This is a genomic window from Clostridium sp. CTA-7, assembly GCF_054768095.1.
On record NZ_BAAAAV010000006.1, the window covers coordinates 30,014 to 52,078 of the forward strand.

The following is a 22,065-nucleotide window of genomic DNA, read 5'->3' on the forward strand; positions in this document are numbered from 1 at the left end:
TCTATTGTTTTTTTGATGCTTTAAAACCATTTAATTTATTCATTGCTTCCTTAGTTCCATCTTTAATTATTCCTTCTACACCAATTAAAGAAGCTTCTATAACTTCCATTAAGACTTCTGATTCTTCCTTACTAAACCTACCTAAAACATGCGAAACTAAATCACCATTAGGTTGTCCTACGCCTATCTTAATCCTTGGGAAAACATCTCCACCTATGTTAGCTATTATACTTTTAATGCCATTGTGCCCCCCTGCACTTCCCTTTTCTCTAATTCTTAGTTTTCCAATCTCTAAACTAATATCATCATAAATCACTATAACTTCATCATCTTTTAGTTTATAGAAATTCATAACTTCTCTTATACTTTCTCCACTTAAATTCATATATGTAGTAGGTTTTAATAAAATAACTTTATTATTATTTATAAAGCCTTCACCGTATACCCCTTTAAATTTTATCCTATTTATATCTATATTATACTTATTTGAAATATAATCTATAGCTTCAAATCCTATATTATGTCTAGTGCCTTCGTATTCCTTTCCTGGATTTCCTAGTCCAACAATTAAAAACATATCCTGAAACCTCCTAATTACTATCGGCATATTTATTATTATACTATTTTTTTACAATAATAAAAGTCCTTTAAAATAAAATTGCAACCCTTTAATTGAGTTGCAACTATTATACATCTATTGGCTAATACTATCTAGTTTTATTTGTAGATTTCTAACTTCCCCCGCTCTCATTACCTTACAATTTAAAGTATCTCCATTTTTTTTATTTTTTAGTATTTTAGATACTTGACTTATACTTGTTATTTCATTTCCATCTATATTAAATATTATATCAGTAGGCCTTAGCCCTGATTTATATGAATTGCTATCACGCTTTATACGCGCTACATAAAAACCAACTACAGTAAATTTATCTTTTCCATTAATAAAGCCACCTTCTAAAACACCAAGTATATCTTTAACTTCATTTGTAGAATTTATTATCTCCTCTAAGGAGCTTACATCAACAGCATAATATAATCCGTTTTGTTTCATATCACTAGTTATCTTATAGCTAGCAATTCCTATAAGCTCTCCATTTAAATTACTTATTATTCCACCTGTATTTATAGGTGTTATCGGTGTATTAAGCTCCAATAATTCATAAGTATTATCTTTTACTTTTAAATTTCTATTAGTTGATGTAATAATCCCTGGTATTATATTATCTATATAGTCATCACCCACCGAATTGCTGATAAGAGCAATTCTTTGTCCTTCAAATTTCTCTGCTTTTGGAGCAAATTTAATTGGTACTAATTCATCACTATAATTGACTTGTATTATTGCCATATCAAGTTCTTCATTTCCTACAATAAATTCTGCACTAATTGGATCGCTATCCATTGATGATAACTTAACATATATTTGTCTTAAATCTTTTACCTTGGAATAATTCGTTAGTATTTTGCCATCATTATCTATTATTATTCCTGTTGAATTATTATCAAAATATAAGTTTTCAGTTAAATGCTCTTTACTATCACTTATTGTAACTAATGACTTTTTTAACTTTTCTGCCAATCTAGAGTAATCTATAGAAGAATCACCATTTTCTATATTTTTATTTATTTTATTAGACATATCTTTATATTTTTTTTCTATAATTAAATTAGAAAACAATACCCCTGATAATCCAGCTATAATAAATAAACATATAATCTTGCCACCTATCTTAATGTTAGATTTTATTTTTTTCCTTTTAAACTGTATTGAAGGAAAACTTTCATCCATAAATTTTTCTTTATTTTGTTTGTCTTTTATATTTTTATTCATAGATTTCATTCCTCCTATACTTTGTCTCTCTACTTAACCTGTCTTCTAAGAGTAAATGTAAATTTAACACCTTTATCAGGAATATTATTAACCCAAATATCCTGATTATGCTGTGATAATATTAATCTAACAATAGGCAATCCTAGGCCAGTACTTACTTTGTTTGTTCTGGACTTATCCCTTTTATAGAATCTATCCCATATTTTATTTATATCTTCTTTAGAAATATTAGGTCCACTATTAAATATACTTACATAAACCAATTCACCTTTAGCATATGTTTCTATTTGAATTTTTCCACTTTCTATTCCATACTTTATTGCATTTTCAAGAAGATTAGTTACAACTTGTATTATTCTATCTCTATCTGCAATACAATACTCATGACTATTATTAAATATTACTTCAACATTAATTTTCTTTTGCTTTATCTTTCCTTCTAAATTTAAGGTACATAAAGTGATAATTTCATTTATATCTAATTTAACAATATTCAAATTAAATTTTCCTGACTCCATAGATGATATATCTAAAAGATCATTCACAAGTCTTGATAGTCTGCAAACTTCATCATTTACTATATTTAAATAGTAGTTTTCTTTATCTTTAGGAATAACTCCATCTATAATCCCTGTTATAAAACCCTTAATAGATGTTATAGGTGACCTTAATTCATGAGATACATTTGAAATAAATTCTCTCCTTATGTTATCTACTTTCTCTAAAGATTCTGCCATTATGTTAAATGAATTAGCTAGCTCACCTATCTCGTCTTGAGAATCTATATAAACTCTCTTTTCAACTTCTCCTTTAGCTAACCTTTTTGCAGCATTATTTATTTCAGATAAAGGATTTATTAATATTTTCTGAGCGAAGTAATAAGTTACTATGCTAGACAAGATAACTGCAACTATTACAGATATCCAAATTATAATATATATTTTTTTTGATTCACTAATATTTTGATTATTTTCTATAAGAACTACTGATCCATTAAAATTCTCTTCATTAAATAATGGTTTTGAGTATGCTTTAAGTTTTTTGTTATCCTTATCAAAAAACTCTTTTTCTATCATTTGTCCAGATTTTAATAGCTTCATCTCTGAATCTGATATACTTAGCTTACTATATTTTAAATAAGAAAGGTTATCATTAGATACAGCATATACATAACCTTGATTATCTAAAATTATAGAGTCCATATTAACTGATATTTTAACCATCTTCATTGTATTTCTTAAATCATCATATGAAGTTTCATTATTCTGATTTAAATATTCTAATGTAGAATCTTGAATTAACTCTATATACTTATTTGCAAGCTCAGTTCTTTTATTTGAATATTCTCTATTAATAAATGCTGATAGAATCATTCCCACTAATATTAGTATTATTGAAGTAATAGATGAAAAAGCAATTAAAATTTTGTATATAACACTTTTTCTCTTCATTATTTCACCTCAAATTTATATCCAACTCCCCAAACTGTCTCTATTTGCCAGTTATCTCCACCACTAATTTTTTCTCTTAATCTTTTAATATGAACATCCACCGTCCTAGAATCACCTGGATAATCATACCCCCAAACCTCGCAAAGCAATTGTTCTCTTGTGAAGACTTTATTTTTATTACTTGCTAAATAATGAAGTAATTCAAATTCTTTAGGAGGCATTTTTATTTCTACATCTTTATATATAACATTATAAGAAGCTGAATCTACAACTAAGTCAGGATAATTAACTACCTCAGTGTCTTTTTCATCATAGTTATATCTCCTCATAACTGCTTTAACTCTTGCTAACAACTCTTTCGGCTCAAAAGGCTTTACTACATAGTCATCTGCTCCTAATTCTAAGGCTAAAACCTTATCAAAAGTATCTCCTTTCGCAGTTAACATAATTACAGGTATTTGACTAAACTTTCTAATCCACTTTAAAACTTCTATTCCATCCATACCTGGTAACATAATATCTAAAAGCACTAAATCTGGCTCAAACTCATCAAAAACACTACTAGCTTCTCTTCCATTATGACAAATTCTTGTTTCATACCCAGAACTTAATAAATACATATTTATAACTTCACATATATTTTCATCATCATCTACAATTAATACTCTACCTAATCTATTATCCATAATAACACTCTCCTTATTTTTATTATAATTGATTTATATCTTATTTTTAGCTTTTTACATTAATTATAAATAATAATTAATAATTGTAACAATTTATTAACTATTATTTGTAATTAAAAAGCCCCTAAAAAGTTTGTGCTTCTTAGAGGGCTTTTATCCTATTATGTATTAAACTTCAAATAGTTTACTTATCGGTTCATCATCATATATTCTTTTTATTGCTTCTGCAAATAATGGTGCAACTGATAACGCCTTAAACTTTACTAAATTATCTTTTTCAGGTAATTTAACTGTATTTAGCATAACTAATTCTTCTATAGAAGAGTCATTTATTCTTTCAAAGGCAGGACCTGATAAAACTCCATGAGTGCAGCATGCATATACATTTGTTGCTCCTAAATCCTTTAAAGCATTTGCCGCATTTGCAATAGTTCCTGCAGTATCTATCATATCATCTATTAATATACATTTCTTGCCTTCAATGTCACCTATTATGTTCATTATTTCTGATACATTTGCCTTTGGTCTTCTCTTATCTATAATTGCTATTGGTGCATGTAATCTGTCTGCAAACTTTCTAGCTCTAGTCACACTTCCTAAATCAGGTGAAACAACTACAACATCATCTCTATCATCAAATCCTTTTTCTACAAAGTATTTTGCTAAAATTGGTGATCCTAATAGATGATCAACTGGTATATTAAAGTATCCTTGTATTTGTGCTGCATGTAAATCCATAGTTAACACTCTGTGAGCTCCTGCTGCTGTTAATAAATCTGCAACTAGTTTAGCTGTTATTGGATCTCTTGACTTAGCCTTTCTATCTTGTCTTGCATATCCATAGTAAGGCATAACAACTGTAATTCTTCCAGCTGAAGCTCTCTTAAATGCATCTATCATTATTAAAAGCTCCATTAAATTATTATTAACAGGTGAGCTAGTTGATTGTACTAAAAATACATCTGTTCCTCTTACAGTTTCTGCTATATCAACTGATATTTCTCCATCACTAAATGTTGAAACTTTAGCTTTACCTAGTGGCAATCCTAAAATATCTGCAATTTCTTTTGCTAATTCTGGATGTGAGTTTCCAGTAAATATTTTAATATTTTTTCCATGGGTTATCATTGTGTGAAGACCTCCTTAAATTTTTGGCACTTTTGTTTATCTAAATAACTATTTGTTAGTAAGACCTTTTTTATCAACCCAACCTTCGATATTTCTTTGTTTCGCTCTTGCAACTGCAAGTTCTCCTTCTTTTACATCGTTAGTTATAGTTGATCCTGCTGCTATATAGGTATTATCTTCTACTTTAACTGGTGATACTAAATTTGCATTACAACCTATAAAACTGTTATTCCCTATTTCTGTTTTATGTTTCTTTTGTCCATCATAATTAACAACTACTGTTCCACAACCAAAATTACAGTTTTTACCTACTGAAGCATCTCCTATGTAAGTTAAATGTGATACTTTTGTATTGTCACCTATAGTTGATTTTTTAATCTCTACAAAATCACCTATTCTAGCACCACTTCCAATTACTGATTCTGGTCTTATGTATGCAAACGGACCAACAGTTGTTCTTTCCCCAATTTTACTATCTATAATAACTGACGATTGTATTTCAACATTATTTGAAATAATACTATTGGAAATTCTTGAGTTTGGATATAATATAACACCTTCTCCAATTTTAGTATTTCCTTCTATAACATTACCTGGATATATTATAGTATCTCTTTCAATCTCAACATCATCACCTATATATGTAGAATTTGGATCTATTAACGTTACACCATTTATCATGTGTCTTAAATTTATTCTTTTTCTTAAAATTTCTTCTGCTTGCGCTAGTTGAGCCCTTGAATTAACACCTATAGTTTCCTCATAGTCTATTACAACAGCCCCAACCTTTTTACCTTCTTCTTTTAAAATTCCAATAACATCTGTTAAATAGTATTCACCTTGATTATTATTATTTGATAATTTATCTAAAGAATTTAGTAATAATTCTATATCAAAGCAATATATAGCCGCATTCATTTCATTTATTTTTAATTCTTCTTCAGTGCAATCTTTATGCTCAACGATTTTTAAAACCTCGTCATTTTCTCTTACAACTCTTCCATAACCAGTTGGATCATCAACTATTGAACTTAATAATGTAGCACTATTATTATTTTCTATATGTGTTTTAAATAAACTTTCAACTGTTTCTGGCTTAATTAAAGGTGCATCTCCGCAAAAAACACCTACAACACCTTTTTTTCCTTTTAAAAATTCAATAGCACATTTTACAGCATGACCTGTACCTAATTGCTCTTCTTGTAATGAATAACTAACATTTTTTAAAGCAGTTTTTTCTTTTACTAACTCTGCTCCCTTTCCAACAATTACATCTATATCTTCTATGTTAGCTTTTCTCATAGTATCTATAACATGATTTACCATCTCTTTTCCACAAACTTTATGTAGAACCTTTGGTAAGTCGGATTTTATTCTTGTTCCTTGACCAGCTGCTAAAATTAATGCACACTTATACATAAAAAACACCTCACTATAAAATGTTAAGGACAAATTTATAATTAATTTAAAAAACATTCGTAAACATCTCATTATATTATATTGTATTAGAATAAGTATTTCAACCTTATTTATCCCATTACATATCTTTATATCAATTTATTGCTAAAATACAATTTAATATACAAACACTTCTCTAAAATATGACAAAAAAAATAAAAGGGCATACCCCTTTTATTTTTAAACAATATAAATTAGCCAACTATAACTTCAGCTTCATCTTCAACTCTAGCTTTTTCATAAGCTTCAAGTATTGACGTCTGAATCTTTTCTCTAGTGTCTGTGTTAATAGGATGCGCTATATCCTTAAACTCTCCATCTGGTGTCTTTCTACTTGGCATAGCTATAAATAATCCATTTTGTCCTTCGATTACCTTGATGTCATGAACTACAAATTCGTTGTCAAATGTAACAGAAACTATAGCTTTCATCTTTCCATCTGAAGCTATCTTTCTAATTCTTACATCAGTTATTGTCATTGCACTACACCTCCGTTGCTCTGATAGATAATAAATTCTATAAAAAACATAAAAATCCTTTTTTTATTTTTAAATTTTTTAAATTTTTTCAAATTTTACAATTTTCCATCTATATTAGCAAAGAATATATTTTTATATAATAATATTTGAAGGCCTAACCTCTAAATCTTTTGACTCCCCTAAATGTTTAAGTTCAACTATAGATATATAATCTGAAACTCTCTTTTGTAATACACCTATATTATCTACTAACACTCCTATTCCTATTAACTCACTTTCAAACTCTTTTAATAAATCCTTTATTCCTTGAGCTGTACCACCACCTCTTAAGAAGTCATCTATAAATATACATTTACTTTTAGCTTTCATAGACTTCTTTGAAAGTGACATCTGTTGAATTCTTCCACTAGTACCTGATACATAATTTATTGTAACAGTAGATCCCTCTGTTACTTTGCTATCTCTTCTTATTATAACTAATGGAATACCTAAATTCCTTGCAACTTCATAAGCAAGTGGAATACCTTTTGTTTCTACTGTTACTACATAATCTACTTCCTTATCATAAAATTCTGTAGATAAAATAACTCCGGCCTTACTTATTATTTGAGGATTATACATTAAATCTGTCATGTATATAAAATTCCCTGGAACTATTCTACTCTCATCCTTTAAAAGTTCACAAATATCCTCTGCAAATTTTTTTCTGCTTTCAGTTTCTATTCCAGGAATATATTTTATTCCCCCTGCTGCACCTGATATAGTTTCAACTCTTCCCATTTCTAATTTTTCTAAAACTTCTCTAACTATCACTATATCTTCACTTATAGTCGACTTTGCTGCATTTAATAAATCTGAAAATTTATTTAATCCTATAACCTTATTGGGATTTTCAGTTAAAATTTTTGTAATAGCTACTACTCTACTATTTCTGCTTAACTTTTCCAAAATATATCACCCACATCTTTATTTTTTCCGAATTATTCGTTAATTTCAAGCATCTAATATTCATATTTTATTCTATATCCTTCTCAATATCAATACATTTTAAACAGTTATCTCTCTAAATTTATTTATAATTGTCACTTTTTTTAATGTTTTTCACTAAATTATTTAATATACTGCTTTTTTATGTGTTCATTTTCTTAAATTTGTATATAATTATAAGGTGAAAACTATTTACAATAAATTTGTAAAGAATTCTTAATAATAAAGGGGTTGATTTTTTTGTCTTTTGATCTTAACAAAGATTTAAATAAGAAGGTTCATTTTATAGGTATTGGCGGAGTTAGCATGAGTGGTCTTGCTGCTGTTTTATTAACTAAGGGGTTTAAGGTATCCGGTTCTGATTCGAAAGAATCTGGCATTACTAATAAATTAAAATCTGAAGGTGCTGAAATTTACATAGGTCATAATAGAAATAACTTGAAAAATGTTGACTTAGTAGTTTATACAGCTGCTATTCCATCAGATAACCCTGAGATATTAGAGGCTAAGGAAAAAGAAATAGAGATGATGGACAGAGCAGAATTTTTAGGTTTAATTATGAATGGACATAAATATAATGTTGCTGTTTCCGGTACTCATGGAAAGACAACTTGTACATCCATGCTTTCTCATATAACCTTAAAAGCAAATTTAGATCCCACTATACTAGTTGGTGGAGATTTAGATGTAATAGATGGAAACTTTAAAATTGGAAACAGTGAGTACTTCTTAACAGAAGCTTGTGAATATAAAGAATCATTTTTAAAATTCTATCCTTATATAGGAATAATTTTAAATATAGATGCAGATCATTTAGATTACTACAGAGATCTAAATCATATAAAAGAGACTTTTGAAAAGTTCTCTAATATAATTCCTTCTGATGGATATTTAATCGGATATTGTGAAGATGAAAATGTAAATGAAATATTAAATAAAGCTCATTGTAATACTATTAGCTACGGAATAAATAAAGGTGATGTAACAGCTAAAAATATTTCCTTTAATAATAAAGGCTGTGCTAGTTTTACTGTGTGCAGAGATAACATAGAGTTATTTGATATTACACTAAATACTACAGGTAAACACAATATATTAAATGCCTTATCAACTATTTGTGTTGGATTAATATTTAACTTACCTCATTCTTCAATAATTGAAGGATTAGCTGAATGTAAGGGAGCTCATAAAAGATTTGAATACAAAGGGGAATTTAATGGCTCAACTATAATAGATGACTATGCACATCATCCAGTAGAAATTAAAGCTACTTTAGATACTGCTAATATAATTCCACACAAAAATATTTATGCAGTATTTCAACCTCATACTTATACAAGAACAAAAACATTATTTAATGATTTTACTGAATGCTTTTCTAACTCAGATGAACTGCTACTTATGGATATATATGCAGCAAGAGAAAAAGATACTGGAATTGTAAGCTCTAATGATCTTGGAGATGCAATAAGAGCTAAAGGTATAAAGTGTATTAATGTTCACAGTCACAAAGAAGCTGCTAATTATTTAAAAAGTAAAATCACTAAAGATGACATTGTTTTAACTATTGGTGCTGGAGATGTAGTTAAAGTTGCCGACTTAATTTTAAAATAATAGATATCAAATTTTTACTTATATTATTACTTTATTAGTAAATACTATATGGACATAGAACTTATATGCTAATATTATTTGGTATTGTTCTATTTCCTTATAGTATTTATTTTGTTTTCTTTTGACTAATATCCTAATAATATTGATATTGTTTGCTTTTTATATTTATTTTTATCTAGGTTTATTTTATAATTTACGAGAACTATAAGTATTTTTATATAATATTCTTATATATTTAAAATTATATAAAATACAAATTTTAGAGTAGAGGTGATTTCATGGAATTATCAAACAAAATTCAAAGTGCTGCAGATTTTATATTACAAAAATCTAAATACAAACCTGAAATCGGTTTAATTTTAGGATCTGGATTAGGATCATTAGCTGACTCTATAGAAAATCCTGAATTTTACCCTTATGAAGACCTTCCACACTTTCCAATATCAACTGTTGAAGGTCATGCTGGAAGATTAGTTATAGGTATGTTAAATGGAAAATGTGTTGTTGCAATGCAAGGTAGATTCCATTACTATGAGGGATACTGCTATAACGAAGTAACTTTCCCAGTTAGAGTAATGAAATTAATTGGAGTTAATAAATTAATCGTTACTAACGCTGCTGGAGCTGCTAACACAAGCTTTAAACCTGGGGATTTAATGCTTATAACTGATCACATAAACTTCTCTGGAGATAACCCTCTAATAGGTAGAAACCTTAAAGAGTTTGGACCTAGATTTCCAGATATGTCTACTGCCTACGATCCAGAGCTTAGAAGTAAGGCTTTAGAAGTTGCAAAAGATCTAAACATTGATATTAAGCAAGGAGTATATATGATGTTTAGTGGTCCTACTTACGAAACTCCTGCTGAAGTTAGAATGGCAAGAATACTTGGTGGTGATGCAGTAGGTATGTCTACAGCTCCAGAAGTAATAATTGCAAATCATTCAGGAATGAAGGTATTAGGAATATCATGTTTAACTAATATGGCTGCTGGAATTTTAGAGCAACCTTTAAACCACGAAGAAGTAGTAGAAACTTCTAATATGGTAAAAGAGAAATTCACTTCATTTATGAATAAAATAATTGAAGTTATTTAATTATTTAACTATTTTACTAAAGAAAATTTTATAACCAAACGAAGGAGAAATTAAACTTGGAAAGATTTGTTGGAATACTAGGAATTATTGTTATATTAGGAATAGCTTTTTTACTTTCAGAAAACAAAAAGAAAATCAATTGGCGTTTAGTTGTATCTGGTTTAGGATTACAAATAATATTTGCTATATTAATATTAAAAGTTCCAGTTGGTAGAAGAGTATTTGAAAGTGCTAGTAGTGCAATAACAAAACTACTAGACTTTACTAAAGAGGGTACAAACTTCTTATTTGGACCACTTGCCGATGTAAGTGGAATAGGATTTGTGTGGGTAGTTCAAATTTTACCTACAATAATATTCTTTTCAGCATTAATGGGAGTGTTATACTATCTTGGAATAATGCAATTTATAGTTAAATTTATAGCTAAGTTTATAGCTAAGTTACTTGGAACTAGTGGTTCTGAAACATTAAGTGCAGTTGGAAACATATTTTTAGGTCAAACTGAAGCTCCACTTCTTGTTAAGCCTTTTGTAAAGGATATGACTAGGTCTGAACTTTTAGCTATAATGATAGGTGGAATGGCAACTGTTGCTGGTGGTGTAATGGCTGGTTATGTAGCAATGGGAGTTAATGCTGGTCACCTTTTAGCTGCAAGCATAATGGCTGCTCCTGCTGGATTAGTTTTAGCAAAAATTATAATCCCAGAAACAGAAGAAAGTAAAACTAAAAATTCTTCTGATATAGTAGTTGAAAATACTTCATCTAACTTAGTTGAAGCTGCTGCAAATGGAGCAAGTGATGGCTTAGGATTAGCATTAAATGTTGGTGCTATGTTACTAGCATTTATAGCCTTATTAGCTTTAGTTAATTTCTTAATAGGTGCTATAGGGGGTTTATTTGGATTTCCTGAGTTAAGTTTTCAATGGATTTTAGGAAAATTATTCTCTCCATTAGCATTTGTTATGGGAGTACCTTTATCAGATATTTCAGCTGCTGGTAGTTTACTTGGTCAAAAAATAATATTAAATGAATTTGTTGCATACTCTGAGCTTGGAAAATTAATAGCAGCTAATGTACTACAGCCAAAGACTGTGATGATGTTAACATATGCTTTATGTGGATTTGCTAACTTTAGCTCTATTGCAATTCAAATAGCAGGTATAGGTGGTCTAGCACCTGAAAAGAAATCTACTATTGCTAAACTAGGCTTTAAAGCTCTTATAGGTGGTGTATTAGCAACCTGCTTAACAGCAACAATAGCTGGTGTACTATTTTAGTATTTAGCTAAAAAATTTATTATAATTTTCTTTAAATATAATAAGGCTGAGTTTTAGATAATATCTAAAACTCAGCCTTATTTTTAAATTATAGTTATCTCCTTACTTACAGAGTTTAATACTTCGCACCCATCCTTAGTTACTAATACTAAATCTTCTATTCTTACACCAAAGTCATCTTTTAGGTATATTCCAGGTTCTATAGAAAATATCATACCTGCTTTTATTTCCTCATTATTTACAGAACTAACGTCTCCAAAATCATGGTCTTCTATTCCTATACTATGACCTGTTCTATGAGTAAAATATTCACCATATCCAGCTGCTTCTATATAAGATCTAGCTGCTTTATCTATATCAGAGAATTTCATTCCTTCTTTTACTTTTCTTATAGCACTTTGATTTGCTTCCTTAACTGTATTATAAATCTTTGCATGCCTTTCATTAGGTGCTTCACCAAAAAATACTGTTCTTGTCATATCTGAACAATATGAATTGTACACACCACCAATATCTAGAACTATACTATGCCCTTTCTTTATAGTATCATTACTAGAATGATGATGCGGGTCGGCTCCATTAGGACTAACAGCAATTATAGGTGAAAATGAAAACTCATTTACTCCATAACTTTCATATAATTCAGTTAAAAGGTTAGCATAATATTTTTCTGTTTTTCCTTCTTTTAAGTTATCCCAAAGTTCAAGCATAACCTTATCATTAATTTCAGAAGACTTTTTCATTAAGGCTATTTCCTCTTGGTCTTTTATCATTCTTAATCTATCTATTATAGGTGATGAATTAACAAAAGCTTTTGCCCCATTATTATTCATAAGCTTTATTAAAAAATGTGCTGGCCAATTTTTATCCACACCTAAGGTCTTTTCTTTGTCCACAACTGTGCATAATATGTTTATTGGATCCTCTATATCTGAATACCAAATCAAATCTACACCCAAATCCTCATATATAGGAAATAATTTATTAACTATAAATTTATGATTACCATTTGTGTTTAAATATAAAGCAATCATTCTCTCACCTGGTGAAATCCACTTTCCTGTTAAGTAAAAAATTGCTGGTGGAGATGATACTATTATTTGATTTAATCCTTGTTCCTCCATAGCTTTTAATACATTTTGTACTCTATTTAGCTTCATATCTGTACCTCCTTTTTTTAACCTATAAATATAATATACCTTATGGATGAAATAATATCTATTTATTATAATCATATTAAAATTATTTATCCTAAATATTTTAAGTGATATAATATAAAATATATTATTTAGGAGGATATACTTATGAAAATAGCTGCAATTTCGGATATACACGGAAATATTTACTCACTACTTAAGGTACTAGAGGATATAGATGAACAAAGAGTTGACTTAATAGTTTGCCTTGGTGATTTAGTTGGCTATGGTCCTCATCCAAATGAGGTTATTGCTTTAATAAAAAGAAGAGAAATCCCCTGTCTAAAGGGAAACTATGATGCATCAGTAGTAGATGAAGGCTTTACTTTTATAAGAGATAATTCAGTTAATTCATTTGCACTTCCTTGGGCATGTGAAGAAGTTAGAGCCTCAAATAAATATTATTTATCACAACTGCCAACATTTTTAGACTATGATATAAATGGAGTAAAAATTAAATTTACCCATGGTAGTCCTAATATAATAAATGAATATCTTTTCCAAGATGGGCAAAATACAGAAGATATAATGAAAAATCTTAAAGAAGATGTGTTAGTTTGTGCTCATACACATATTCCTTCTTACAAAAAATTCGACCAAAAAACCTTTATTAACGTTGGAAGTGTTGGTAAGCCTAAAATAGGAAGACCTAACGCTACATATTGCTTAATTAATATTGATGAAAATAAAAATATAGATGTTAAATTTAGAGAATTAGAATATGAATTTAAAAGAATAGTCAAGGACTCTAAAATGCTTAACTTTCCTCCACAGTTAATTTCATCCTATGAAAGTGGAAATGAGTAAAAAAATTGCTACGGTTAATAATAAATCGTAGCAATTTTAATTCTTAACCAAAGGTCGCCTTTTATTCATCCTTTATATATCCTACTATAGGAAGTTTATTTAATCTCCTAATGCTATGACACTTTTTAAAAGCATCTGTGTTATCTAGTCCTGCTTTAACTCCAAAATGTACTCCACTTTTCCATTGTGGTATAGCACTAACATCATATATAGTACCATTTATAGCAACATAAGCTGGTATTCCATTTTTCCCATTATATTTAGCTAATTCTTCTATAGTTAATTCAAGTAATCCATTATCTCTTTTCTTATTGTGAAATGTAACTTCATTCAAATAAGAATTTATTTGATTGCAAACCTTGTCCATAACTTGTAATATATTTTCCTTGTATTCTTCAGGATATGTTACTAGCATGCTTTTTAGTTTATTTAATTCAATAAATTTTTCTTCTAAGAAACCTCTATTGCTCATATAATCCTCCATAAAATGCTTCCTCAAATTATCTTATGATTTAAAGTTGCAAATGTTAGCGAATTGGTGTAAAATCGTAATAAACATTATAATTTTATTACTGTGATGAGAAGAGTAGCTATACGGAAGTAGTCTTAGCGAGTAAGGAATGGTGTAAGCCTTATACGAAGCCTTTAGTGAAGAACATCTCTGAGTTTCTAACCGAACAAGTGAAAAATGATCACCTTTTCCTTATGTTAAAGGTGTAAGTTCGACTAACAAAATTAAAATTTTTAGTCTCACTTAAGTAGACTTAGACGGAGTCAAACCGTTATAATTTGAATGGCATTATCTGTGTCAATTGAGTGGCTATTTATAGCAATTTGGGTGGTACCGCGAAATTATCCTTTCGTCCCTTTTTAGGGATGAGAGGTTTTTTTATTTTATAAAAATTTATCTTAGGAGGAACAATAATGGATAAAGTTAGTTTAGTAAAATCACTTTACAGAAATCAAGATGAATATTTATCTAAAGAAATAAAAATTTCTGGTTGGATAAAAACTTTAAGAGCGTCAAATGCTTTTGGATTTATTGAAGTAAATGATGGTACATTCTTTAAGAATGTTCAAGTTGTTTTTGATAATAAACTTGCTAATTTTAAGGAAGTATCAAAACTACCTATTAGTTCATCAATAACTGTTATAGGTACTTTAGTTGCTACTCCAGAAGCTAAGCAACCTTTTGAAATTCAAGCTAATGAAATAGTTATAGAAGGTATGTCTCAATCAGATTACCCTCTTCAAAAGAAAAGACATAGTTTTGAATACCTTAGAACAATAGCTCATTTAAGACCTAGAAGCAATGCATTTTCAGCTGTATTTAGAGTACGTTCAGTAGCTGCTTATGCTATACACAAATTCTTCCAAGAAAGAGGTTTTGTTTATACTCACACACCTTTAATTACTGGAAGTGATGCTGAAGGTGCCGGTGAAATGTTTAAAGTTACAACTCTAGACTTACACAACGTTCCAAAAACTGAAGAAGGCGCTATAGATTTTAAACAAGACTTCTTTGGTAAAGAAAGTAATCTTACAGTATCAGGCCAATTAAATGGTGAATGCTATGCATTAGCATTTAGAAACATTTATACTTTTGGACCTACTTTTAGAGCTGAAAACTCAAATACAGCAAGACATGCTGCAGAGTTCTGGATGATAGAACCTGAAATAGCATTTGCTGATTTACAAGATGATATGGAATTAGCTGAAGATATGCTTAAGTATGTTTTAGAATATGTTTTAGCTGAATGTCCAGAAGAAATGGCATTCTTTAATCAATTTGTTGATAAAGGAATACTAGATAGATTAAATCATGTAATTTCATCTGACTTTGGTAAAGTAACTTATACAGATGCAGTTGAAATACTAAAGAAAGCTGATAAGAAGTTTGAATACCCTGTTGAATGGGGAATTGACTTACAAACAGAACACGAAAGATATCTTACTGAAGAACATTTTAAAAGACCTGTATTTGTGACTGATTATCCAAAGGATATAAAAGCATTCTATATGAGGCTGAATGATGATGGAAACACAGTTGCTGCAACAGACCTTTTAGTTCCAGGTATAGGAGAACTTATAGGTGGTAGCCAAAGAGAAGAGAGGTTAGACATCTTAATTAAGAGAATGGCTGAACTTGGACTTAAAGAAGAAGATTACTGGTGGTATTTAGAGCTTAGAAAATACGGAGAAACTAAGCACGCTGGATTTGGATTAGGTTTTGAAAGACTAATAATGTACATTACAGGAATGTCAAACATCAGAGACGTAATACCATTCCCAAGAACTACAGGACAATCTGATTTCTAATAAAACAAAACCTAGTAAACAGCTTGCTTACTAGGTTTGTTTAATTAAGTTAATCAATTTAGAAACATTTTTATTACATAAAGTTTATTGTGTTATTTTTACACTTAAAGTTTTAAATGTGATCCATCACAAAATGGTGGATTTTTAGTGTGATTACAAGCGCATAAATGCGCCTTCTCACTTTTTTTAGCAATAAAAGTTAAAGGTGTAAATGATGTACCTACATGTGCACCATTACAAAATGGTATACTTGAACTTTTTCCACATGTGCACCAAAAGTATGTTTGATCTTCTTTTAACTCCACTAAAATAGGATGCTTTTTCGCTATTAAAGACTTGTCCATAACGATTTCTTGTGAATGTTCTTTAATAATTTCATCATATTCAGCCTTTATTTTATTAGCAAGCTTTTGATCCTGCTTAGCTACATTAACTAGATACATTAATATATTTCCGGGATAAATAACATCATCTTTAAAATATGTACTTTCTAATGATTTTCTACTTAATGATATTATACAATTTTCATCATGATCTTGCTTGCATTCTTTACACAACCTGCATACACTTGCTATGCTTTTAGCAGTCAGATTTTCGTTATATACTTTTATGTCATTTTTAGGTATTAATTTAATCCCATCACTAATTATCTTCAATCCATTTTTCTTGGTAGCTTCTACAGCATTTTTAGCAAATCCTATATTGCACTTGAATGGTATACATTGGTTTGTGTTGTAAAATTTACATTCTAAACAAATTTTATTTAAATTTTCTTCTATTCTTTCATAATAATTCATTAAAAAACTCCTTTTATATCATAATTAATGGTTAAAAGTAAATTTGTATTTTACAATTTTAAAATACTACATAATGTTATTTGTCATGAAATTGAAGTCATGAGTTTTTAAGAAGAGTCTTATATTATTTGATATTTTTAACATTATATTGAAAAATATCTGTGGTTGTCAAGGATTCATAAAGTTTTATACTATTTTGCATAACTTTAACACAAACTTAGAATTTTATGTTGAAATATCCTTTAAACAACAATTTGATCTAGAAATATTAACTATTACATTGGCATCTCTTTTAATGGTAGGTACTACATTATCAGTATTATAATTAACCTACTAGTTTATTTATAGCAAGCTAGGGGTTAGCATATTCTAGGTATAATATCTTCCTCCAACATACCTAATATTCTTGTACCATTAATTTTAGTTTTTAAATACACCTTTCCTCGGTCATCCTTTACTACTTCTCCTATTAAAGCTGCATTTTTTCCTAAAGGATTATTTTTCATGACTTTAATAACCCCCTCTGAATCTTCCTTTGAAACGATCAATACGATTTTGCCCTCATTTGCTATATATAATGGATCGACTCCTAATATTTCACAAATAGCGCTAACATCCTCTCTTACTGGGATAGAGTTTTGATTTAATAATATACTTATGCTCTTTTCTTCTATTACTTCATTTAAAGTTGTAGCAAGTCCACCTCTTGTAATATCCCTAATAAATTTAACTTTTTTACTAGCCTTTAAAATATCTCTAACTAGTAAATGTAGTGCATTGCAATCACTTTGTATTTCAGACTCTAGATTTAGCTCCTCCCTCGCACATAGTATAGTTATTCCATGATCTCCTAATGTACCACTTGCAATAACCTTATCTCCTTCTTCAATCCTTTGACTAGATAGATTTAAATTATTTTCAAATACGCCTATGCCTGTAGTATTAATATAAACCTTATCTCCCTTACCTCTTTCCACTACCTTGGTATCCCCTGCAACTATTTTAACACAACATTGCTTTGCAGTTTTAGCCATGGATTTAACAATTCTCTCTAAATCACTAATTCTTAACCCTTCTTCAATTATAAATCCAACTGTAATATAAAGAGGTTTTGCCCCACTGACAGCTAAATCATTTACTGTCCCACATATGGATAATTTACCTATATCTCCTCCTGGAAAAAATATTGGATTTATTACATATGAATCAGTTGTTATAGCAATTTTCTCATCTAAATTTTTAATTATACTAGAATCTCCTTGCTCTAGAAGTATTTCATTATTAAAATGTTTATAAAAAATTTTATTAATAAGTTCATTAGTTTTCCTTCCACCACTTCCATGAGATAAAGTAATAATATCCATATTCAACAACCTCTTTTATTATTAGTTTAAATACATATAATGTATTCTACAAGTTCCCTCTCTAGACACCATACAAACTCCTACAGGATTAGAAGGAGTACATTTATTACAAAAAAATTTACAATCCTCTGGAGCTTTCTTTCCCTGTATTATGTATTCACAAATACATCCTTTTAAAGCCTTACTCTCTTTAACTTTTATATTAAACTTAACTTCTGCATCATAGTCACTATATTCACTATTAATCTGTAATCCACTATTTTCAATGAATCCAAGACCTCTCCAGTTGCCATTATAATTATCAAAAACCTTATTCATCAACTCTTTAGCTTTTTTATTTCCTTCATATCTAACAAATCTGCCGTAAATATTCCTTAAATTAATCTGATTTTCCCTTATCATATCTACTAATAAATAAATGGCTGCCATAACATCCTGGTCATCAAAACCAGCTATAACTGATGGTATTTTTAGTTCTTCGCTAATAAAACTAAAGTCTCTTTCACCAATAATAGTACCTACATTCCCTGGACAAATGATACCATCTACCTTGACATCCTTATCACTAATTAAATATTTAATAGCTTGAGGCATAGTTTTTAAAGCACTAAACACACTAAAGTTTCTTAAATTTCTCATATAAGCCTTTTCTATAGCAAGAGCAATAGTTGGTGCTGTGGTTTCAAATCCTATTGCTAAAAATACAACTTCATTATCAGGGTTTTTTCTAGCAACATTTACTGCTTCTAATGGCGAATATATTACTCTTATATCCATACCTAAAGCTTTCTGAAGATTTAGAGAACCATTAGTTCCTGGAGTATTGATCATATCCCCAAATGTTGTTATTATTATATCTTTTCTTTCACTTAACTTTATAGCTGCATCTATATAGCCTTGACTTGTTACACATACAGGACATCCTGGACCACTAATTAATTTTATATTATTAGGTAAAATGTTCTTTATTCCACTTCTTAAAATTGACATAGTGTGAGTTCCGCAAATCTCCATTATTCTTATTTCCCTATCTATTTCTAAACCTTTCATATTTCACCTTCATATTCAGAACTAAATAATTTATCAAATAATTCTTGTGTAATTTTTCCTTGTTCTCTATCTAATTTTTCTATTGCACAACCTGAATGAACAAGAAGGTAGTCTCCTATATCCACATCATCTAAAAGAGCTATATTCACCTTCATCCTAACACCATTATAATGTACCATTGCTTCCTCATTATATATTTCAATAACCTCAAGCGGAACTGCAATACACATGTTTTTAATTCATCTCCCTTTCATTTGCTATTACTAGCTGACCTAATGAAATACCTTGATCGTTACAAGGTATTTGTTTATTTATATAAACACTAAAGGACCTTTTTCTTAAAGCATTATATATTCCATTAAGAAGAATTTTATTTTGAAATACTCCTCCACTAAGTGCAACTTTTTTAATTCCATAATCCTTTGATAACTTTTCACAAACATCTAATGTAAAATTAATTATAGTATTATGAAAGCGCATAGAAATAACTTCCTTTGAAGTTTGTTTTTTTAAATCTGCAATTATTCCAGTAATTATATTATCTGTGTTTATAATATAGTTTTCATTTATAAAATCTATACTAAACTTATAGCTACCTACATTATTACCTGAAGCTATATTTTCTAAATAAATAGCAGCTTCCCCCTCAAAGGTCACTCTTTTGTTAAAACCTAGAATATAAGCAACTGCATCAAACAATCGTCCCATACTTGATGTTTTTGGAGAATTTATATCTTTTTTAATCATATCAATACATATTTCAATTTCTTTTTCTTCTATAGATGACGTTTTATTATAATTTAAATTACATATCTCTTTTAAATTTTCCTTTACCTTATCCCCATAAGTCTTGTAAAGATAAGAAATAGCCATTCTAATAGGATTTCTAGCTGCTATATCTCCTCCAGGCATAGCTACTAAATTTAAATGTCCACCTCTTTTAAAATCCTTACAATTAGCTAATAAAAATTCCCCTCCCCATATAGTTCCATCATTCCCATAACCTGCTCCATCGTAAGCAACACCAATAACTTTATTTTTTATTTTATTCTCAAATAAAACACTAACAATGTGAGCATGATGATGGTAGACACCTATCTTTTTCCCCTTAAATTTTTTTAGATATTCAGATGAAAAAATATTGGGATGAAAATCATAAGCTACTAACCTTGGATTTATATTATAAATATTTTTTAGTGTATCTATAGCCTCGTCATATCTATTTAAGGTTTCTAAATTTTCTAAATCACCTATGTATTGGCTTAAAATTATATTTTCATCCTTACAAAAACAAAATGTATTTTTTAAATGCGAACCAAGACTTAGGCTTTCTTTAAAATTTTCTCCCTTTAAATATAACGGTGAATAACCTCTTCCTAGTCTAACAACCCTTTCCCCTTCTAAAATAAATCTAGTTACAGAGTCATCTACTGAAGTGTAAATATCTCTATTGTTAATAAGATGATAATCTACTATGCTACTTAACTCTACTATAGCTTTTTTGTTATCATAAATTATTGGCATCCCATTAATATTTGCACTTGTCATAATAAGTGTATCTAAATCTTCATCAAAGAGAAGATAGTGCAATGGAGTGTAGGGAAGCATAATACCTAAGGTCTTGTTACCTAGAGCTATATTGTAAGGTAATATTTCTTCCTTTTTATTAAGAATCAATATAGGTTTTTTATTACTCAACAATATTTTTTCTTCATCTATAGATAAAAAACAATATTTTTTTACAGTTCCAATATCTTTCATCATTAAAGCAAATGGCTTCGTTAATCTATTCTTTTTCTTTCTAAGGTTATTTATTATATATTCATTTTTACCATCACAAACTAAATGAAATCCTCCTATACCTTTAATGGATAATATTTTCCCTTCCTTTATTAGCTTAATAGTTTCTTTAATTGGATTTTCTGTATCTACTTTGTTTCCTTTTTTATCAACTAGCTCTAATTCTGGTCCACATTTATAACAACAATTAGGCTGTGCATGAAATCTTCTGCTAAATACATTATTATATTCTTCATTACAAGATTTACACATTTTGAAATCATTCATAGTTGTTGATGATCTATCATAAGGAAGTGACTTTATTATTGAATACCTTGGTCCACAGTTTGTACAGTTAGTAAAAGGATATAAATATCTGTTACTTTTTTTATCTATAATATCTTTATAGCAATCTTTACAAATCCCTAAATCATGTGTAATAAATGTCATTCCCTTGCTTTCATTAATACTTCCTTCTATATTAAAAGCTTTATAGTTCACTAATTCTCTATCTTCTATTATAAATTTCTCAATATTTAAAAGCTCTAAGGATGGATTTTTTAAATCATTTATAAAGTTATATATAGATTTTTTATTTCCTTCAACATCTATAATTACACCTGTGCTACTATTTTTTATAAATCCATTTACATGATTTTTTAATGCTATTTTATATACGAAAGGTCTAAACCCTATACCTTGTACTAATCCCTTTACCAATATATATTTTCTAATCATAGTA

At 28.9% G+C, this 22,065-nt stretch carries 21 protein-coding genes and 1 other annotated feature; of the genes, 6 read left to right on the forward strand and 15 right to left on the reverse strand.

Annotation, left to right across the window (positions count from 1 at the left end; genetic code table 11):
• Position 1: 1 nt before the first annotated feature.
• From pth to purR, 8 genes are all read right to left on the reverse strand, one after another.
• Positions 2-577 (reverse strand): aminoacyl-tRNA hydrolase, encoded by a 576-nt coding sequence (pth, locus tag ACYUEX_RS12350; protein ID WP_411169470.1) that lies wholly within the window; start codon positions 575-577, stop codon positions 2-4.
• A gap of 117 nt (positions 578-694) precedes the next feature.
• Positions 695-1,834: a S1C family serine protease gene (locus ACYUEX_RS12355; RefSeq protein ID WP_460288466.1), complete on the reverse strand. Its 1,140-nt coding sequence runs from the start codon at positions 1,832-1,834 to the stop codon at positions 695-697.
• Between the two features lie 29 nt (positions 1,835-1,863).
• A complete protein-coding gene (locus ACYUEX_RS12360; RefSeq protein ID WP_460288468.1) occupies positions 1,864-3,285 on the reverse strand; it encodes a sensor histidine kinase in 1,422 nt (473 codons plus the stop codon).
• Entirely contained in the window at positions 3,285-3,971 is a 687-nt protein-coding gene (locus tag ACYUEX_RS12365) for a response regulator (RefSeq protein ID WP_460288470.1), read from the reverse strand. Before ACYUEX_RS12365 ends, ACYUEX_RS12360 begins: the two co-directional genes overlap by 1 nt.
• 168 nt (positions 3,972-4,139) lie before the next feature.
• Positions 4,140-5,099 (reverse strand): ribose-phosphate diphosphokinase, encoded by a 960-nt coding sequence (locus ACYUEX_RS12370; protein WP_411169466.1) that lies wholly within the window; start codon positions 5,097-5,099, stop codon positions 4,140-4,142.
• A gap of 48 nt (positions 5,100-5,147) precedes the next feature.
• The gene (gene glmU, locus ACYUEX_RS12375) at positions 5,148-6,518 is read right to left on the reverse strand and encodes a bifunctional UDP-N-acetylglucosamine diphosphorylase/glucosamine-1-phosphate N-acetyltransferase GlmU (RefSeq protein ID WP_460288472.1); all 1,371 of its coding nucleotides are present in this window, start codon (positions 6,516-6,518) and stop codon (positions 5,148-5,150) included.
• 233 nt (positions 6,519-6,751) lie between these two features.
• On the reverse strand, positions 6,752-7,036 hold the full coding sequence (gene spoVG, locus ACYUEX_RS12380; protein ID WP_322459703.1) for a septation regulator SpoVG: 285 nt from the start codon (positions 7,034-7,036) through the stop codon (positions 6,752-6,754).
• 132 nt (positions 7,037-7,168) lie between these two features.
• A complete protein-coding gene (purR, locus tag ACYUEX_RS12385) occupies positions 7,169-7,984 on the reverse strand; it encodes a pur operon repressor (RefSeq protein WP_460288475.1) in 816 nt (271 codons plus the stop codon).
• A gap of 279 nt (positions 7,985-8,263) precedes the next feature.
• On the opposite strand from purR, the gene murC reads away from it, so the two are divergent.
• The 3 genes from murC to ACYUEX_RS12400 all read left to right on the forward strand — a co-directional run bounded on the left by murC (position 8,264) and on the right by ACYUEX_RS12400 (position 12,011).
• Positions 8,264-9,637 (forward strand): UDP-N-acetylmuramate--L-alanine ligase, encoded by a 1,374-nt coding sequence (murC, locus tag ACYUEX_RS12390; RefSeq protein ID WP_460288476.1) that lies wholly within the window; start codon positions 8,264-8,266, stop codon positions 9,635-9,637.
• A 278-nt stretch (positions 9,638-9,915) separates the two neighbouring features.
• Complete coding sequence (locus ACYUEX_RS12395; RefSeq protein WP_411169462.1) at positions 9,916-10,734, forward strand: purine-nucleoside phosphorylase; 819 nt, start codon at positions 9,916-9,918, stop codon at positions 10,732-10,734.
• 56 nt (positions 10,735-10,790) lie between these two features.
• The gene (locus tag ACYUEX_RS12400) at positions 10,791-12,011 is read left to right on the forward strand and encodes a NupC/NupG family nucleoside CNT transporter (protein WP_411169461.1); all 1,221 of its coding nucleotides are present in this window, start codon (positions 10,791-10,793) and stop codon (positions 12,009-12,011) included.
• Positions 12,012-12,094: 83 nt separating this feature from the next.
• Here the strand turns inward: ACYUEX_RS12400 and ACYUEX_RS12405 are convergent, their stop codons facing one another.
• Entirely contained in the window at positions 12,095-13,171 is a 1,077-nt protein-coding gene (locus ACYUEX_RS12405; protein WP_460288479.1) for a M24 family metallopeptidase, read from the reverse strand.
• 144 nt (positions 13,172-13,315) lie between these two features.
• Here ACYUEX_RS12405 and ACYUEX_RS12410 point away from each other — a divergent pair, with 144 nt between their 5' ends.
• On the forward strand, positions 13,316-14,014 hold the full coding sequence (locus ACYUEX_RS12410; RefSeq protein WP_460288481.1) for a metallophosphoesterase family protein: 699 nt from the start codon (positions 13,316-13,318) through the stop codon (positions 14,012-14,014).
• Between the two features lie 61 nt (positions 14,015-14,075).
• On the opposite strand, the gene ACYUEX_RS12415 is transcribed toward ACYUEX_RS12410, so the two are convergent.
• Entirely contained in the window at positions 14,076-14,486 is a 411-nt protein-coding gene (locus ACYUEX_RS12415; RefSeq protein ID WP_460288483.1) for a cytochrome b5 domain-containing protein, read from the reverse strand.
• Positions 14,487-14,579: 93 nt separating this feature from the next.
• Positions 14,580-14,885, forward strand: a binding site (T-box leader).
• A 53-nt stretch (positions 14,886-14,938) separates the two neighbouring features.
• On the opposite strand from ACYUEX_RS12415, the gene asnS reads away from it, so the two are divergent.
• Complete coding sequence (gene asnS, locus ACYUEX_RS12420; protein WP_460288485.1) at positions 14,939-16,333, forward strand: asparagine--tRNA ligase; 1,395 nt, start codon at positions 14,939-14,941, stop codon at positions 16,331-16,333.
• Between the two features lie 104 nt (positions 16,334-16,437).
• Here asnS and ACYUEX_RS12425 read toward each other — a convergent pair whose 3' ends face one another.
• A complete protein-coding gene (locus ACYUEX_RS12425) occupies positions 16,438-17,130 on the reverse strand; it encodes a CDGSH iron-sulfur domain-containing protein (RefSeq protein WP_460288487.1) in 693 nt (230 codons plus the stop codon).
• 196 nt (positions 17,131-17,326) lie between these two features.
• Here ACYUEX_RS12425 and ACYUEX_RS12430 point away from each other — a divergent pair, with 196 nt between their 5' ends.
• Positions 17,327-17,455 (forward strand): hypothetical protein, encoded by a 129-nt coding sequence (locus tag ACYUEX_RS12430; protein ID WP_460288489.1) that lies wholly within the window; start codon positions 17,327-17,329, stop codon positions 17,453-17,455.
• A gap of 34 nt (positions 17,456-17,489) precedes the next feature.
• Here the strand turns inward: ACYUEX_RS12430 and hypE are convergent, their stop codons facing one another.
• The 4 genes from hypE to hypF are packed head-to-tail and all read right to left on the reverse strand — an operon-like array spanning position 17,490 to position 22,061.
• Positions 17,490-18,494: a hydrogenase expression/formation protein HypE gene (hypE, locus tag ACYUEX_RS12435; RefSeq protein ID WP_460288490.1), complete on the reverse strand. Its 1,005-nt coding sequence runs from the start codon at positions 18,492-18,494 to the stop codon at positions 17,490-17,492.
• Between the two features lie 21 nt (positions 18,495-18,515).
• A complete protein-coding gene (gene hypD / locus ACYUEX_RS12440; RefSeq protein WP_460288491.1) occupies positions 18,516-19,544 on the reverse strand; it encodes a hydrogenase formation protein HypD in 1,029 nt (342 codons plus the stop codon).
• On the reverse strand, positions 19,541-19,774 hold the full coding sequence (locus ACYUEX_RS12445) for a HypC/HybG/HupF family hydrogenase formation chaperone (RefSeq protein WP_460288492.1): 234 nt from the start codon (positions 19,772-19,774) through the stop codon (positions 19,541-19,543). The genes hypD and ACYUEX_RS12445 overlap by 4 nt, the downstream gene beginning before the upstream one ends.
• A 4-nt stretch (positions 19,775-19,778) precedes the next feature.
• On the reverse strand, positions 19,779-22,061 hold the full coding sequence (hypF, locus tag ACYUEX_RS12450) for a carbamoyltransferase HypF (protein ID WP_460288493.1): 2,283 nt from the start codon (positions 22,059-22,061) through the stop codon (positions 19,779-19,781).
• Positions 22,062-22,065 lie beyond the last annotated feature (4 nt).

What these genes read in the sequence shown, in the direction of transcription:
- pth (WP_411169470.1), bottom strand. Translation starts at nt 577, where the DNA reads ATGTTTTTAATTGTTGGACTAGGAAATCCAGGAAAGGAATACGAAGGC.
- ACYUEX_RS12355 (WP_460288466.1), bottom strand. Translation starts at nt 1,834, where the DNA reads ATGAATAAAAATATAAAAGACAAACAAAATAAAGAAAAATTTATGGAT.
- ACYUEX_RS12360 (WP_460288468.1), bottom strand. Translation starts at nt 3,285, where the DNA reads ATGAAGAGAAAAAGTGTTATATACAAAATTTTAATTGCTTTTTCATCT.
- ACYUEX_RS12365 (WP_460288470.1), bottom strand. Translation starts at nt 3,971, where the DNA reads ATGGATAATAGATTAGGTAGAGTATTAATTGTAGATGATGATGAAAAT.
- ACYUEX_RS12370 (WP_411169466.1), bottom strand. Translation starts at nt 5,099, where the DNA reads ATGATAACCCATGGAAAAAATATTAAAATATTTACTGGAAACTCACAT.
- glmU (WP_460288472.1), bottom strand. Translation starts at nt 6,518, where the DNA reads ATGTATAAGTGTGCATTAATTTTAGCAGCTGGTCAAGGAACAAGAATA.
- spoVG (WP_322459703.1), bottom strand. Translation starts at nt 7,036, where the DNA reads ATGACAATAACTGATGTAAGAATTAGAAAGATAGCTTCAGATGGAAAG.
- ACYUEX_RS12395 (WP_411169462.1), top strand. Translation starts at nt 9,916, where the DNA reads ATGGAATTATCAAACAAAATTCAAAGTGCTGCAGATTTTATATTACAA.
- ACYUEX_RS12405 (WP_460288479.1), bottom strand. Translation starts at nt 13,171, where the DNA reads ATGAAGCTAAATAGAGTACAAAATGTATTAAAAGCTATGGAGGAACAA.
- ACYUEX_RS12410 (WP_460288481.1), top strand. Translation starts at nt 13,316, where the DNA reads ATGAAAATAGCTGCAATTTCGGATATACACGGAAATATTTACTCACTA.
- ACYUEX_RS12415 (WP_460288483.1), bottom strand. Translation starts at nt 14,486, where the DNA reads ATGAGCAATAGAGGTTTCTTAGAAGAAAAATTTATTGAATTAAATAAA.
- asnS (WP_460288485.1), top strand. Translation starts at nt 14,939, where the DNA reads ATGGATAAAGTTAGTTTAGTAAAATCACTTTACAGAAATCAAGATGAA.
- ACYUEX_RS12425 (WP_460288487.1), bottom strand. Translation starts at nt 17,130, where the DNA reads ATGAATTATTATGAAAGAATAGAAGAAAATTTAAATAAAATTTGTTTA.
- hypE (WP_460288490.1), bottom strand. Translation starts at nt 18,494, where the DNA reads ATGGATATTATTACTTTATCTCATGGAAGTGGTGGAAGGAAAACTAAT.
- hypD (WP_460288491.1), bottom strand. Translation starts at nt 19,544, where the DNA reads ATGAAAGGTTTAGAAATAGATAGGGAAATAAGAATAATGGAGATTTGC.
- ACYUEX_RS12445 (WP_460288492.1), bottom strand. Translation starts at nt 19,774, where the DNA reads ATGTGTATTGCAGTTCCGCTTGAGGTTATTGAAATATATAATGAGGAA.
- hypF (WP_460288493.1), bottom strand. Translation starts at nt 22,061, where the DNA reads ATGATTAGAAAATATATATTGGTAAAGGGATTAGTACAAGGTATAGGG.